At 46.9% G+C, this 15,256-nt stretch carries 11 protein-coding genes; 2 read left to right on the forward strand and 9 right to left on the reverse strand.

Annotated features, from left to right (window positions below; all coding sequences use genetic code 11):
- Positions 1–10: 10 nt before the first annotated feature.
- The 8 genes from P3T48_RS00105 to P3T48_RS00140 form a co-directional block, all read right to left on the reverse strand.
- Complete coding sequence (locus P3T48_RS00105; RefSeq protein ID WP_276505159.1) at positions 11–829, reverse strand: alpha-1,2-fucosyltransferase; 819 nt, start codon at positions 827–829, stop codon at positions 11–13.
- Positions 830–862: 33 nt separating this feature from the next.
- Complete coding sequence (locus P3T48_RS00110; RefSeq protein WP_276505160.1) at positions 863–1,795, reverse strand: lysophospholipid acyltransferase family protein; 933 nt, start codon at positions 1,793–1,795, stop codon at positions 863–865.
- A 74-nt stretch (positions 1,796–1,869) separates the two neighbouring features.
- Positions 1,870–3,645, reverse strand: coding sequence for an LTA synthase family protein (locus P3T48_RS00115; protein ID WP_276505161.1), 1,776 nt, complete (start codon positions 3,643–3,645; stop codon positions 1,870–1,872).
- Positions 3,646–3,825: 180 nt separating this feature from the next.
- Positions 3,826–5,679: an ABC transporter ATP-binding protein gene (locus tag P3T48_RS00120; RefSeq protein WP_158462868.1), complete on the reverse strand. Its 1,854-nt coding sequence runs from the start codon at positions 5,677–5,679 to the stop codon at positions 3,826–3,828.
- A 60-nt stretch (positions 5,680–5,739) separates the two neighbouring features.
- Positions 5,740–7,074, reverse strand: a complete 1,335-nt coding sequence (miaB, locus tag P3T48_RS00125; RefSeq protein ID WP_022252489.1) for a tRNA (N6-isopentenyl adenosine(37)-C2)-methylthiotransferase MiaB — start codon at positions 7,072–7,074, stop codon at positions 5,740–5,742.
- A gap of 219 nt (positions 7,075–7,293) precedes the next feature.
- Positions 7,294–8,283 carry a phosphatase PAP2 family protein gene (locus tag P3T48_RS00130; protein ID WP_276505162.1) on the reverse strand — a complete coding sequence of 330 codons (990 nt, stop codon included), beginning with the start codon at positions 8,281–8,283 and terminating at the stop codon, positions 7,294–7,296.
- Positions 8,284–8,345: 62 nt separating this feature from the next.
- Positions 8,346–9,341 carry an NAD-dependent epimerase/dehydratase family protein gene (locus tag P3T48_RS00135; RefSeq protein WP_276505163.1) on the reverse strand — a complete coding sequence of 332 codons (996 nt, stop codon included), beginning with the start codon at positions 9,339–9,341 and terminating at the stop codon, positions 8,346–8,348.
- Between the two features lie 149 nt (positions 9,342–9,490).
- Complete coding sequence (locus tag P3T48_RS00140) at positions 9,491–11,200, reverse strand: Na/Pi cotransporter family protein (RefSeq protein ID WP_276505164.1); 1,710 nt, start codon at positions 11,198–11,200, stop codon at positions 9,491–9,493.
- Positions 11,201–11,307: 107 nt separating this feature from the next.
- On the opposite strand from P3T48_RS00140, the gene P3T48_RS00145 reads away from it, so the two are divergent.
- Positions 11,308–12,969 (forward strand): nucleoside kinase, encoded by a 1,662-nt coding sequence (locus tag P3T48_RS00145; RefSeq protein WP_276505165.1) that lies wholly within the window; start codon positions 11,308–11,310, stop codon positions 12,967–12,969.
- Positions 12,970–13,334: 365 nt separating this feature from the next.
- Here the strand turns inward: P3T48_RS00145 and upp are convergent, their stop codons facing one another.
- Positions 13,335–13,994 (reverse strand): uracil phosphoribosyltransferase, encoded by a 660-nt coding sequence (upp, locus tag P3T48_RS00150; RefSeq protein ID WP_022252494.1) that lies wholly within the window; start codon positions 13,992–13,994, stop codon positions 13,335–13,337.
- 204 nt (positions 13,995–14,198) lie between these two features.
- Here upp and P3T48_RS00155 point away from each other — a divergent pair, with 204 nt between their 5' ends.
- Positions 14,199–15,107 carry a DNA/RNA non-specific endonuclease gene (locus tag P3T48_RS00155; RefSeq protein WP_276505166.1) on the forward strand — a complete coding sequence of 303 codons (909 nt, stop codon included), beginning with the start codon at positions 14,199–14,201 and terminating at the stop codon, positions 15,105–15,107.
- The last annotated feature ends 149 nt before the right edge of the window (positions 15,108–15,256 follow it).

Consider the following 15,256-nt stretch of genomic DNA (forward strand, 5'->3'; position numbering starts at 1 on the left):
AACAAATAGTTTATCTGATATTACGGAATAAATGATTGAACTTTTCGAAAGATGAGATAGAGAGTTTTTCCTCTTTATCTTCAAGCCAATATAGCGGAAGATCATGATACATGGCTGCTACCAGAGAGAATGTACTTGGGGCACCTATCAGGTAATCACATTCCGAAAGTAGGCAGAGGTCGTCTTCTTGACCTCCTTGTGGAAATACGATGGCTGCATCTTTTAGGTGGTCTCGATAGAATTGCTTGTCAAGGGCAGGATCGTTGCTGCAGATATACACTGTCAACTGCTTATCTGGAAACAGCGACTGGAACTGCTGAATGTAATCTTGGTATACATCATCTTCAAAATAGTATTTCCCATTATGCCATGTCTTGTAGTCACCTCGGCGAATATGCACACCAAGCCTAATCTCATCAATCTTCTTTTTGCCCATAAAGGCCTGGGTTTTATCCAGAATAGGCTTGTCGAAGGAAAAGAGGTCTATGATTTCTGCTTTATACTTGATGAAGAGTTCGTAGAAACGGACACACCAGCCTTTAATCAGAACGTGTTTGTTGCGGGCTACAATAGCAGCATCTCTTTCAATAGCCTCTTCGGCTATGTCGTTGAAGTCCACGGTAGCTATCAGTCCCCACTTGGCAGCGTATTTAGCTATTATATAAGTCAGGAAGTTATGGCCTTTAGTGTGGCATATCTTGAAATATTGGTATTTATAGCAGAAACGCATAGAAATGCTTTTTCTGCCATGCTCACGTGCCCAAGCGTAAACATGACCATACTGTAAGATATTGTTACACATACGTCCTTTGTCTGTTACAAATATCATCTTTTTTATCTGGTTAAATATAAATTCTGATAATTATTGTAGATCTCTTCTCATTTTATGCGTCAATGGGTCTACAACTTTGAGCCATTGTTCACGTGTACGTTTCCAGCGGTTGTGTGTCCAGAGCCAATAAGGAGGCTGGCGCTGGATAGTTTTTTCCAATTCGCGGAAATACATCTCGGTGATTTCAAACTTCTTACATTCTTTGGGTTTGTCGGTCAATAGTTTGAATTCTCCTTTATAATAGCCACGTTTCACTCGTTGCATATCCAAGTAGTATACAGCAAAGTTGGCTTTTATGGCTATTTTCTCTGTACCAGTGAGCACGGGAGTGTCATGGTGCAGAAAGTCGGTCCAGTAATGGATGTTGTTCCAAAAAGGTACCTGGTCGGCGATGAAGCCGATGACAATCTGTTTGCCTTCCTGGCGCATTTTTACTATTTTTCTTAAAGTTTCTGCCATAGGAATGCTGATGGCTCCTAAGCGGTTGCGGAGATACAGGAAGAGTTTGTCGAAGGCGGAATTCTCCAGTACATGATAAATCTGGCCGAATGTAATGTCCTCGCCAGCCCAAAGAGGGAGGGATGTTACCCACTCCCAGTTGCAGTAATGACCTAAGTATACTGCGCACGACTGTCCTTTCTGGCAGGATTCTCTTACCTTTTCGGCTCCTACAAACTGCATGCGTTTCATCACCTGCTTCTTGCTCATCGTGAAGAGCTTGATGGTTTCCACAAAATAGTCGCAGAGCCAAGAGTAAAATTCGCGCTCTATCTTTAGTCGCTCTTCGTCGCTCTTTTCTGGAAAACAATCGATTAGATGTTTCCTTACCAAGTGTCTTCGGTATCTTACAACATAATACATCATATAGTATATTCCATCGCTGATGGCATATAATATTGTTAAAGGTAGCAATGAAACCAAGTAAAAAATGCAGTAGAGACTGCCATACAATATTTTTCCCATGCTAAAATACTTTATGGTGGAGACTACATAGTGGCCTCCACCTTATGATTTTTTTCGAGTTTTGCGAATGTCTTTTAGAAGTATAGTCGCAACAAGAGTTCGCGAGCTTGTGCCTTCCTTTCTGCCTTCTTCAAATAATTAGGCGCTGCTAATGTTTGCTCTTCATTATAGCTATACGATCTGTCGTCTGGTACTGTTGTATCGAGCAGATTGTTGCCCAGTTTCATATAGTCGGTACCTTTGAAGGCAAACGGGGCTAATGTAGCCAAGATGTCATAGTGGCATCCATATTTCTTAGAGTATAGCGGATAGTTGTTGCTACGCAGATACGGAGGAAGGTATACATATAGTGGTACCGAGTTTTTCCATTTCTTGTCTACAGTATTGTAGTCAAGTATGGAGCGAACGTTGTGGTCGCCAGTGATGACAAGAATCGTGTTATCAGCCGCTTTCGATTTCTTGAATTTGTCGAGGAATGCAGCTAAGTTCTTGTCATAATACTGGAAAGCCCTAAGATATTTCATCACTACATTTTCGCCCACATTGCTAAAGCATGCTTGTTTGCAGTAGTCTTTTGGTAATGCTGGTAGTTTTACATTACTTGGCAAATCCAACGGCGGATGGTTGGTGGTGGTCATACCCATGATCATCTGTGGATGTTTGGTATCTCTATTGAGATGGTTTAAGATAACATCCAGCATGTATTCATCGTACACTCCGATGCCATTATATTCAGCCTTAGGAATTTCTTTCAGAATGTCAAACTTACCCGTCAGTTTGTCGAATTTCTGTTTTTTCAATGCTATGCCGCAATTTTCCCAAGCTAAGTCCATGCCCGAAATAAATTCGCACGTGTAGCCGCTATTTCTGAATGGTAGCGTGATGGCTGATGGCAAGCAATCTTTGCGATATTTAGAACGAAACACACGCGGATATGGTGTTGAAACAGTGATGTTCTCTATTGTTGCAACAGTTCCGTTGCGTACCGACTGATAATTGCTGAAAAAGATATCTTGGGCTAGATGCTTCTCCATGCCACATTGCAATGGTTTTTGGTGCAGCAGATAGTTGCTCCAGCTTTCGCTGCATAGCAGCAAAATGTTGGGTTGCAGATGCTTCATGGTATCAGCAGCATGGCTGAACAATACCTTGCGAAGGCTTGCAAGCGTGTCAGCAGTTAGGGCATTGTCGGCATCATTGAATGTATCCATTGCCTCTTTTAGGCTAGCAAAAGAATATTCTTTCAGCAGGGCATCTGTGGATTTCGTGTCGAAAACGACAGATTTCTCCTTTAATGCTTTCTTTAGCATATACGGAGCGTTTGGTATGATGTTGTTGATGCGTTCATCTGCCGATACAACCAGATCTTCCACTTGTAGTGGATACATACCCAAAGAACCTCTTAGGCATATTGCCAGTATGACTACGTACCCCACGAGCCTGCAACTGATACCTTTTGGCGAAATCTTGCAAGGCTTGCCTACGTGTGAGTATGCCTTATTGCTAATGATTTTGCATATAAATCCAACCACACATAAGCCTATAGCTATCCATACTACAGGATAATCGTCCCAAATGGTTTGAACCAAACTAAGAGGTTCTTCATCGAAGAAATCGAAGAAAGTTATGGATATATGGCTATTGAAATTGGCATAATATCCTAGATCGATAGCTGATAGGAGCGAAATCAAGATGATGGCTATCGCATAGTACCATGAGCAAAATTGCTTTAACCACATCTTGGTGTGCGCTGAAGCTATGAACGCTTGCGCCAGCATAATCACCGTAGGAAGCAGTGCTACATAAGCGGCAACTTGCATATCAAAGCGTAAGGCGTTGTATACCGTCATTGTAAGATCCCCGCATTGGTCGCATATTACCTGAATAGGTACGTTCAGAGCTATAAATATCAACCTAAAGAGAACGAGTATACCCACTACAAGGCTTGATGATATAAGCAATCCTCGCAGAAAAGGCATCGTATCTTTTATCCTGTATGTAATCTTCATCGTTGTTTGTTATTTTGTGTCTTATACCTGCTGCATATCATGCAACTTGCGGTAATAGCCATTCTTGGCTATCAGGTCTTCATGAGTGCCTCTTTCTACGATGCGTCCCTCGTGGAGCACACATATCTCGTCGGCATTCTTGATGGTGCTCAGGCGGTGGGCTACAGCCACAGTGGTGCGTGTCTTCATCAGTTTTTCAAGAGCATCCTGTACCAGTCGCTCGCTCTCTGTGTCGAGTGCTGATGTAGCCTCGTCAAGGATGAGGATAGGTGGATTCTTCAGAATGGCACGGGCGATGCTGACACGCTGGCGCTGGCCACCTGAGAGACGTCCGCCACGGTCGCCGATATTTGTATCGAAGCCTTGCTCTGACTGTGTGATGAAGTTGTAGGCATTGGCTATTTTTGCTGCGTTGGCTATTTCTTCTTCTGTGGCATCGGTCTTGCCAAATCGTATGTTGTCCTTGAAGGAAGCATTGAAGAGGATTGCCTCCTGATTCACGTTGCCTATCAGCTGTCGGAGGTCGTGCACGGCCAGGTCTTTCACGTTGATACCGTCGATAAGCACTTCTCCTTCCTGTACGTCGTAGTATCGAGGAATGAGGTCTACCATCGTACTCTTTCCGCTACCGCTCTGTCCTACCAGGGCAACGGTTTTTCCCTTGGGAATCACCAGGTTGATGTTCTTCAGCACATAAACCAACTCGTTGTTGCGGTGGTCGGTATAGGCGAAGGATACATTGCGGAATTCTATCTGATGCTCAAAGCTACTTATATGAGCAGGGTTCTCCTTATCCTTGATTTCTATCTTTGCCTGCAGTATCTTGTCGATACGGTCCATGGAGGCAAGACCCTTAGGGATGTTGTAGCTTGCCTTCGAGAACTCCTTCAGCGGGTTGATGATGCTGTAGAGCATGACGAGATAGAAGATGATGGTAGGACCGTCGATGCGTCCGTAGTCGAGAACGAGAATACCTCCAAACCACAATACGATGACGATGAGTATAGTGCCCAAGAACTCACTCATAGGATGCGCCATCTGCTGACGGATGTTTACTCGCATGATGTGGTCGCGATACAATCCGTTCACTTTGGCGAAAGCTGCGTTCATCTTGCTTTCAGCACAGAAAGCCTTGATGATGCGCAAGCCTCCGAGTGTTTCCTCTACCATGCTCATGGTGTCGCTCCATAGCGACTGTGCCTCCGTACTTTGCGCTTTCAGCTTCCTGCCTACAAAGCCCATAAACCATCCGAATCCTGGTACGAAGAGGATGGTAAAGATGGTGAGTTGCCAGCTGATAACCACGAGGGCAGTGAAGTAGGCTACGATGAGGATAGGATTCTTGAAGAGCATGTCGAGTGACGACATGATGCTGTTTTCCACTTCCTGTACATCGCCGCTCATTCGTGCTATGATGTCGCCCTTGCGCTCCTCGCTGAAGAATCCCAACGAGAGGGAGGTAATCTTGTGGTAGAGCTGGTTTCGGATATCGCGCACGATGCCTGTACGGATAGGTATAATCATGGCAGATGACAGGAAGTAAGCACCAGTCTTCAGGAATGTCATGAAGGCCAGGAACAGACCGATGACCAAAAGCGCCGTAGAGGCACTATACTCTACGATAAACTCCTGGATGTAGTAGTACATATTGTTGGTAGCTACTTCCTTGATGCTGCCAAGGTCTCCATTCCAGCTCATGTAGTCGTTGGCACGTATGCCTCCGTCTACCTGAAACAGGATTTGCAGGATTGGTATGAGTGCTGCAAATGAGAAGATGTTCAATATCGCTGACAGGATATTGAAGACGATAGAAAGTGCCAGGTACTTCTTGTAGGGTGGCACAAAGCGTCGTAAGACTTGCAAGAATTCCTTCATAGTCTGCAAATATAGTGCTTTTATTGAAAAACGCAAAGCCTTTTTGCGTTTTTCTTGTTTTTATTCTGTTATTTCCTCACCAAAGAGTGTAGCAGAGGTGGAACCTGTGATGCGTACTTTCACAAATTCGCCTATGTGATGATTGCCTTTGTCCATGATGACGGCCTTGTTCTGTTCGGTGCGTCCCATGAGTTGTTCGCGGCTTCTCTTGCTGAAGCCCTCGATGAGGATAGTAAACTCCTTGCCCTCGTCTTTCTTGTTTTGCTGGGCGCTGATCTCGGTCTGCAGTTTGATGAGTTCATTGAGTCGGGCTATCTTTGTCTCCTCTGATATGTTGTCGGGCAGATGCTTGGCTGCATAGGTGCCTGGACGCTCAGAATACTTGAACATGAAGGCGCTGTCGAAGCCGACTTCCTTGACGAGCGACAAGGTGAGCTGTTGGTCTTCCTCAGTCTCGTCGTGGTAGCCCACAAAGATATCTGTCGTGATGCCGCAACCTGGAATGATGCGCTTGATGGCGGCTATCTTGTCCAGATATTCCTCACGTGTGTACTTGCGGTTCATGAGCTTCAGAATCTTGTTGCTTCCGCTCTGGGCAGGGAAGTGGATATGTTTACAGAGGTTGGGCTCTTCGGCTATGGCTTGCAGGATGTCCTCGGTCATGTCTTCGGGGTTGGAAGTGGTAAATCGTACGCGCATATCGGGCACGGCCTGTGCCACCATGTGCAGCAACTGGGCAAAGGACAGGCTTCCTTCCTCGCGCTTGCCCGATGGAGAGAGACCGTAGCTGTTGACGTTCTGTCCCAACAGGGTTACTTCCTTGAAACCACGGTCGTGCAGGTCGCGTACTTCGCGCAGGATGCTTTCTGCATCACGGCTTCTCTCTCGGCCTCGTGTATAGGGCACGATACAATAGTGGCAGAAGTTGTTGCATCCACGCATGATGCTTACAAATCCGCTGATACGGTTTCCGCCGATTCGCTGAGGCACGATGTCGCGGTAAGTCTCAGTCTTGGATAGTTCTATGTTGATGGCGTTGTTGCCGTTTTCGCACTGTGCTATCATGTCGGGCAGGTTGAGATAGCTGTCTGGTCCGCATACCAAGTTGGCATAATGGTTCTCGATGAGGTCGGTCTTTACTCGTTCTGCCATACAGCCCAGCACGCCCAATATTACTTTCCGTCCTTTCTTCTGTTCGGCGTGAAGAGTTTCCAGACGGTGGTAAATCTTGTTCTCTGCATTCTCTCTGATGCTGCAGGTGTTGAGGAAGATGGCATCGGCCTCTTCTTCCTTCTCACACATGTCGTAGCCTGCCATTTGCATGATGCTGGCTACAACTTCGCTGTCTGCCACATTCATCTGGCAGCCATAAGTTTCGATAAATAGTTTCTTCATTGTTCTAGATGAATTCTATTTGTTTGGTTATTAATTGAACTTTAGCAAGTTCAGAAGTTATAGAAGTTAAAGAAGTTATCACTCCCTTCGGTCGTTAGAAGTTATAGCCAACAGCCTTTTTTGATTGAATATTTTGCTGTTAAGCATATGGCTTTAACTTCTCTAACTCCTTTAAATTCTTTAACTTCCCCATTTGCAATATATATAATAATGTGTATATTATCTCTGACTCAGTTTGGCGGTTGAGGTGTTGTGCTCGGTCATGTTGCGCGATACAGCCATCAGCCCGAAGTATACTGCTACTCCTGTCACCAGTCCTGCCAAGGCATCTATGAGGTAGTGAGCCTGTATGTATACAGTGGCCAGGCACAGGAAGATGTAGAAGGGCAGGAGAGTGTAGGTGAGCTTGCGGTTGCCCGAGTGCCATGCCAACAGCATGCATACGGTGCTGATGCTGACATGCGAGCTTGGGAAGGCTGCTGTGGGGCGTTCGCCTGCTGCCTTGGCGTCTTCTACGAGATGATAGAATATGCCGTCGGTATAGCCTGGTGTGGGCAGGCAGTCGGTGCAGTAGTTGAAATAGTCGTGCATGGGTGGAAAAACACCTTTGGCTATGTCGCTCAGTCCTACGGCATGATAGTAGAACGTTGGTCCGGCTACGGGCACGAAGATAAATATCACATAATAGATGATAAACGAGGCGTAGATGACGAATGTGGCACGCTCGAACTCTCTGTATCGGCAGAAGAAGTAGTAGTAAGCCACAATGACCATCATGGGATAGTACATCACGTAGCCCAAGTCCATCAGCTCGCTCACGATGACCCAGGGCATGTTCTTGGCAAACACCAGTGCTGGCTGGAATCCGAATAGCGACTGCTCCCATTGGGCAAAAACATGGTCCAGATTGGGGAACATACGGTTGATCTCGTAAGTGTCTGGATACCACCAGGCGAGGAGCGACAGTTGGGCGAGGATTCTTGCCATCTTGGTGATGCGGCAGGGAATCATGCGATATACAGCCCACATGGCTGCTGTGATGAACAGTACTCTGATGCGTCCCCATACCATAGACTCGGGGTTTACCAGTTTGGTGTAAGTGAAGAGCATGGCTATCACGGTGATGGCCATATATCCCAACATGACCCATTCCAGTGCCAGGAGTCCTTTCTTCGGGTTTTTCTCTATCTTGAAATAATCTTTTATCACACTATTCTTGTTTGTTGTTTTTTCTGAAGGTCGTAGTGAAAGTCAGTCTTTCTGTCCCATCATTACAGCCATCCGTTCTTCTTGTACCATTCTACGGCCAGCTTGACGCCTTGTTTCAGCTTGTAGCGAGGATGGAATCCCAGCTCATCGACAGCAGGCTCGATGTCGCATCTCCAGTTGCGCTGTTTCAGAATGTTGTATTTGTCGTTGTTCAGAGCCGACATCTTGCCAGTCATCCTTCCTATGTATTCGCCAAAGAAGGTTACCAGGCGGAGCACCCATATAGGCGCTTTGATGCGCAGGAGCCATGTGTCGCCCAACTCGTGGTGAAGCAGGTCGCTGAATGTTTCCGACTGATATACTTCTCCGTCGCTGAGGAAGTATTTGCGTCCGTTCTTACCATGGTTGAGGGCAAGGAACACAGCCTGCACCACATCCTGAACGTATACGAAAGTGATGTCCTGACGCTTGAAGCCTACCGAGAAATCGGTGTGCTGCTTGATGCTTTTTGCCATTAGGAAATAGTCTTTCTCGCGAGGTCCGTAAACACCTGTAGGTCGCAGTATGATGTAGGGAAATCCTATGCCTAAACTGTCGAGGTAGCGTTCGGCCTTGAGCTTGCTCTTTCCGTATGCCGTGTTGGGTTTGGGTGTGTCGTGCTCTGTGATTTCCTGATAAGGCTGCTTCTCGCGTATGGCACCAAAGATGCTGAGTGAGCTTACGAAGACGAATCGCTTGATGGGCATCTTCAGCGCGATGATGGCATCTGCCAGGTTCTTGGTTCCTTCGGTGTTGACGCGGTAAAAGTCGTCAACGTGCAGACACTTCGTTGCGCCTGCTGCATGAACCACATAGTCGAACTCGTGTCCGTCTAACTGGCTGATAAGTTCTTCCTTGGAGGAAAGATTGAGGTTGATGAAATGGATGCGCTCGTCCTGCAGGTATTTTCTGGAACTGGAAGGGCGAACTGCCGCCCATGTTTCCATACCTTGCCTGAGGGCCTCTTCTACGATGAAGCTCCCTATGAATCCCGACGCACCCGTCACTAATATCTTCATTAAATATTTATAAAATTGCAATTTTAAGGTGCAAAGATACGCTTATTTGTACACATGGCAAAGGAAAATGGTCTTTTTTTCAAGAAAGAAGGTCATATCATCCTGTTTTCTGGGATGATATGACCTTCTTGGGGCTGAAATGTAGCGATTTAAGCCTCGTGCTGACGCACGCCCATTCGGGCTTCTACGACGTTTACCACATAGTCGCCGAGTTTCTCGCATTCCTGTACGATATCCATGTACATCGTGCCTATGGCGTAGGTGTAGAGGTGGTTGTTCACGTCGTTGATGTTCTGGCTCTTCAACTGGTTTCGGTAGTTGTTGATTTCGTTCTCTATGTTGAACGAGAGATTGGCATCGTTGTCTACCTTATGTCCTACGAGCGTGATGTTCATCTGTGTGAGCGCCTGGTCGGTAAGTTCCATCATCTGGTGCATGTGCTCATACTGTGATGGTATGAAGTCTTCCTTGCCCTTGATGCGTCGGTTCAGGGTTCTTGCTATGTTGTAGCAGCTGTCGCCGATACTTTCTATTTCTGAAATCTCGCGCAGCATGGCGCGTATCTTGGCCTTGGTCTCGTCACTCAGATGTGAGTCGCTCACCTGATCCAGATACTTGGCAATCTCTATCTCCATATTGTCTGAGATTCCCTCGTACTTCTCGATGCGGGTGAAGAGTTTCACAAACTTATCTTCGTTGGTCTCGCCCAGGAGCTCTTTCACCATGCCAAACATTCGCTGTATGCGCTCGGCGAAGGAGTGGATTTCCTTTTGTGCCTCGAGGACAGAGATTTCTGGTGTCTTCATGATACCAGTCTGGATGAAGCGCAGGCGGAAGTCGTCCTCGTCGGCATTCTTCTTAGGACGGATGATCTTGCACACCAATCTCTCTATCTGTGGGATAAACCAAACCAGGATAAAGGTATTGGAGATGTTGAAGGTGGTGTGGAAAGCGGCAAGCACAAAGGACAACTTGGCAGCATTGGCGATGAAGTGTGGGTCGCTCTTTTCCATCACGTCGTCGTAGCCAACCCATCCGCATACGAGATGGATGAAAGGACGGAACACGCACAGAATCCACAGCACACCGAAGATATTGAACACCATGTGCGCCATGGCCGCCCTTCGGGCTTGCGTGTTGGCAGTGAGGGCAGCCACATTCGAGGTTACTGTGGTTCCGATGTTCTCACCCATCACGAGGGCAATACCTTGATAAATAGGCAGTACGCCGGTGGAGCAGAGTATCATCGTGATGGCCATGACGGCTGCTGAACTCTGTACGCACATGGTAAGCACGCTACCTATCAATAAGAAGACGATGGTAGTTTTGAAACTGTGAGGATCAAAGCTTGCGAAGAAGTCGAGGACGGGCTGGTTGTGAGCCAAGTCCATGTCGATACCGGTTTGTCGGAGAGTTCCCAAACCAAGGAACATAAAGGAAATACCAAAGATGAAGTCGCCAACGATTTTGCGTTTCTTGCTATAGATAAGGATGATGGCGAAGAAGAAAGCCGGCCATACAAAGTCGGTGATGTTGAACGAGAAGCCTGCACTCATGATCCAGGCGGTGAGGGTGGTTCCGATATTGGCACCCATGATGACTGATATGGCTTGTGCCAAGGTGAGAAGACCAGCGTTGACAAACGATACTGTCATCACCGTGGTGGCAGTAGAAGACTGCACGGCTGCAGTGATGAGTGTTCCTGAGAGGATGCCTGTCAGGCGGTTGGTGGTCATGGTTCCTAACACATGGCGCAGCTGTGGGCCAGCCATCTTCTGTAAACTGTCGCTCATCGACTTCATACCAAACATCAATAAGGCGAGTGCTCCGATAAGCCTAAAAAAAATCCAAATCGACATATTTTAATTTAATTTAAGTTGCTAATAGCATGTTGTTTCCTTTTTTATTTGTAATTTTACCCGAAAGTTGAGAGAACGTTTAACTTTGTAACACTATCGAAACGAAAATGAAACAAGTAGTACAAATCCGCTGCAAAAATAATAAAAAAACTCAGAAAGTAGCAAACGGAAGCACACTTTCTGATATTTTTTCTTCATTTAACCTCAAAATGGAGCATGGACCCGTGTCTGCCAAGGTGAATAACAAGGTGGAAGGCATGCATTATCGTGTTTACAACAACAAGGATATTGAGTTCCTCGATATGCGCACTTCCTCCGGCTCGAGAGCCTATACTCGTACACTTTTTTTTGTGCTCTGCAAGGCTGTGCAGGATCTTTATCCCGGGCATGATGTGGTGATCGACATTCCGGTGTCGAATGGTTTTTATGTCGATGTGCGACTGGAACGTGATGTTACGGCCGAAGATGTGGACTGCATCCGTAAGCGAATGCAGGAAATCGTGGATGCACGTATGCCTATCCGCCGCTATATGGTGCCTACTGAGGACGCCATAGCCCTCTTCGAGGAGAAAGGTGATGTGGAGAAGGTGAAGCTGCTGCGCACTTCGGGCTCGCTCTATACTACCTATTATAAAATAGGTGAATACGTAGACTTCTATTATGGCACGCTCCTCACCAACACCTCGCAGCTCTATCTCTTCGGGTTGGAGAAGTATTACGACGGCATGCTGTTGCGCATTCCGTCGCTCCAGAACCCTGATGAACTGGGCGAGGTAACCCGTCAGGACAAGATGTTCGAAATCTTCAAGGAGCATCATCACTGGCAGGATATTATCGGCATCCGAACAGTGGGCGACTTCAATGCGGCTGTTGATGCGGGCCATGCCACGGATATCATCAATATCAGCGAGGCGCTTCAGGAGAAGAAGATTGCCCAGATAGCCGAGCAGATAGCAGCACGGCCTGGGGTGAAACTCGTCCTCCTGGCTGGACCTTCGTCGTCGGGTAAGACGACTTCGTGCAAGCGTCTCTCCATACAGTTGGCTGTCAACGGACTGAAACCTCTGCAGATTTCTCTCGATGACTATTTTGTCGATCGCGAGCGAACGCCTAAGGACGAGAATGGAGAATATGATTATGAGAGTATCTATGCCCTCGACCTTCAGAAGATCAACGACCAGTTTAATGCCCTCTTCCGTGGTGAGGAGGTGGAACTGCCTAAGTACGATTTCCAGAGCGGCAAGAGTAAGAAAAGCGGCCAGCGACTCAAGATGAACGACAATAATGTGCTCGTGGTGGAAGGCATTCATGCGCTCAATCCCGAACTGACAGCCCAGATTCCCAACGAGCAGATTTTCCGTGTCTATGCCTCTGCGCTTACCACTATTTTGCTCGATAATCACAACTACATCCCGACAACCGACAACCGTCTGTTGCGCCGCATCATACGCGACTACAAATATCGTGGCGTCTCGGCTCAGGAAACGATTCACCGATGGCCGTCGGTACGTGCTGGCGAGAACAAGTGGATTTTCCCTTTCCAGGAGAATGCCGATGCCATGCTCAATACGGCCATGCTCTACGAGTTGGCTGTTCTCAAGATGCAGGCAGAACCGCTGCTGGAGCAGGTGCCCGAAAACTGCGACGAGTATGCTGAGGCTTACCGACTGCTGAAGTTCCTGAAGTATTTCAAGGGCATTCCTTTCAACAATCTGCCTCCCACGTCACTGTTGCGCGAGTTTCTTGGCGGAAGTTCGTTCCACTATTAAAGTGTTTTTGTGCTTGCGAAAGTGAATGCCGGTTTGGGTCGTCTATTATGACCAGCGTTGGTCATAATAGATGACTCGCATCGGTCATAATAGACGACCTTTATCGGTCATAATAGATGACTTATATAGACGTACAACTATGCACCATGCCCACTGCGATGGGCAAGTTTACCCATAACTATGAACAACTTTGCCCATCGTTATGGGTAAAGTTGCCCAAAGGCTTGGGCAGATGCTAATAAAGCCCTTCGTTGACTTCTTTTGCTGGTAAACGATAATTTTCCTAATGGTAAAAACGCAGATACTTGCATTGGCAATCGAAAGTATTTGCGTTTTATAGACACACAATGCGAGCTCTCTGATTTCTACAGCTTTCCTCCGTAGCAGAGATCGCCGGCATCGCCAAAGCCCGGCACAATGTATTTGTGCTCATTCAGTCCCTCGTCGATGGCGGCGCACCAGATAGTGGTCTTGTCATCGGGGAAAGTGTTCTTGATGTGCTCAATACCCTCGGGAGTTGCCAGTACACAAGCTACATGGATGTGCTTGGGCGAGCCTTTCGTGAGAATGGCCTTCAGTCCTAACTCCATGCTTCCACCAGTAGCCAGCATCGGGTCGGCAATGATGAGTGTCTTGTCGTCAATCTCTGGAGTGGCCAAGTACTCGATGTGTATTCCCACTTCGGTATGGTTCTTGTCTGTATATTCGCGGAAGGCGCTGACAAAGGCGTTTCCTGAGTGGTCGAAGATGTTGAGGAAGCCTTCATGGAAAGGCAGTCCTGCACGGAATATGGTTCCGATGACAATATCATCGGTAGGCAGGTTTACCCGGGCTACGCCTAAAGGCGTTGTTACATTCTCGGGCTTATAGTCGAGAGTTTTGGAAATCTCGAAAGCCTCATACTCGCCGATTCTCTTGATGTTGTTGCGGAAGAGGAGTCGGTTCTTTTGATACTCTTTGTCACGCATCTCAGCCAAATAGCGGTTGATGATGGAGTTCTGATCGCTTAGGTTAATTATTTTCATATCGTACAATTTTTATGCAAAGATATTGCAAGCGAGCGCAATGAAAGTTTACTTTCTGATTGCCGAGCGCAGCATATTTTATGCAAAGATACACGAAAATGCAGATAAAGCAAAGGAAAGTTGTCGTTTTTTTGAAAAATATATTCCTCTTTATGCTTTCTTGGTAAAAAAGTAGTACTTTTGTGCCTAAAAAGATATTGCATCATGAGTAGAAAGAAAAGAAGTTTGAAAGAGCGTCTGATAGGTTTAGTCGTAGTTCTCGTTGTGGCGGGCGGGTTCGCATTCAGAAGATCGCTTGATTCGGAGAAAGAGATTGTCAAGCCGGCCAATAAGACTGTCCTGGCAGAAAAGTCGGACACGAAGGCTGAGAGCGAGCCCAAAGACGACAGTTCCGCCTGGTATTCGGCAGAAGATGAGGCTTACATGGTGCCTCTCAACGAAGGGCTGAAGGTTCCTGAACAGCGCCTGAACCGTTATGCCTATATTACTTCTTACAATGCCGGGACGCGCAATCCCAACTGGGTGGCGTGGACACTTACAGCCGATCATGTCGACGGTGAGTATTCCCGTGGCGGACATAAGTTTATGGAAGATATGGACGTGCCTGAGCCACGTGCGGCTTATAGCGATATTCGCGAGGGAGAGTGTGGCTATCAGCGTGGACATATGTGTCCGGCAGGCGACAACAAGTGGTCGTATAAGGCGCAGAAGGAGGCTTTCCTGATGACGAACATCTGTCCGCAAAATGGCGACTTGAACCAGCGTGACTGGAAATATCTTGAGGAAGCCTGTCGCGACTGGGCCAGTAAGTATGGCAAGATCTATATCGTGTCGGGGCCGGTCTTCCGTTCGAAGAATCCCCAGACGGTAGGCGAACATGAAGTGTCCGTGCCCGATGCATTCTTTAAGGTAGTTCTCACTTTAGGTAAAAAACAGGATGCGCCCAAGTCCATCGGGTTTATTTATAATAATGTGGAAGGACGCCACAAAATGGAATATTATGCCCGTTCGGTAGATGAGGTGGAAAAGATGACGGGACTCAACTTCTTCAGTCATCTTGATGACAAGGTGGAGAACCGGATAGAGGCCGAGTGCGATTTGGGTAGTTGGTAGTTTTTTGTTCTGTAGCAAGTCTGGTTTGCTATATATAATAAGGTGTAACTTTTCGCCCCAAAGTGCATCGAGTTAATAATATTTGCAAAGTCTATGTGCCAAATTGCGGCTGAAATCCTTTCATTTAATTTTCTTTAACCTAAAAAGAT

This window comes from Segatella intestinalis, from assembly GCF_029348455.1.
GTDB lineage: Bacteria > Bacteroidota > Bacteroidia > Bacteroidales > Bacteroidaceae > Prevotella.

What these genes read in the sequence shown, in the direction of transcription:
- upp (WP_022252494.1), bottom strand. Translation starts at nt 13,994, where the DNA reads ATGAAAATAATTAACCTAAGCGATCAGAACTCCATCATCAACCGCTAT.
- miaB (WP_022252489.1), bottom strand. Translation starts at nt 7,074, where the DNA reads ATGAAGAAACTATTTATCGAAACTTATGGCTGCCAGATGAATGTGGCA.
- P3T48_RS00120 (WP_158462868.1), bottom strand. Translation starts at nt 5,679, where the DNA reads ATGAAGGAATTCTTGCAAGTCTTACGACGCTTTGTGCCACCCTACAAG.
- P3T48_RS00155 (WP_276505166.1), top strand. Translation starts at nt 14,199, where the DNA reads ATGAGTAGAAAGAAAAGAAGTTTGAAAGAGCGTCTGATAGGTTTAGTC.
- P3T48_RS00115 (WP_276505161.1), bottom strand. Translation starts at nt 3,645, where the DNA reads ATGACGGTATACAACGCCTTACGCTTTGATATGCAAGTTGCCGCTTAT.
- P3T48_RS00140 (WP_276505164.1), bottom strand. Translation starts at nt 11,200, where the DNA reads ATGTCGATTTGGATTTTTTTTAGGCTTATCGGAGCACTCGCCTTATTG.
- P3T48_RS00135 (WP_276505163.1), bottom strand. Translation starts at nt 9,341, where the DNA reads ATGAAGATATTAGTGACGGGTGCGTCGGGATTCATAGGGAGCTTCATC.
- P3T48_RS00105 (WP_276505159.1), bottom strand. Translation starts at nt 829, where the DNA reads ATGATATTTGTAACAGACAAAGGACGTATGTGTAACAATATCTTACAG.
- P3T48_RS00145 (WP_276505165.1), top strand. Translation starts at nt 11,308, where the DNA reads ATGAAACAAGTAGTACAAATCCGCTGCAAAAATAATAAAAAAACTCAG.
- P3T48_RS00110 (WP_276505160.1), bottom strand. Translation starts at nt 1,795, where the DNA reads ATGGGAAAAATATTGTATGGCAGTCTCTACTGCATTTTTTACTTGGTT.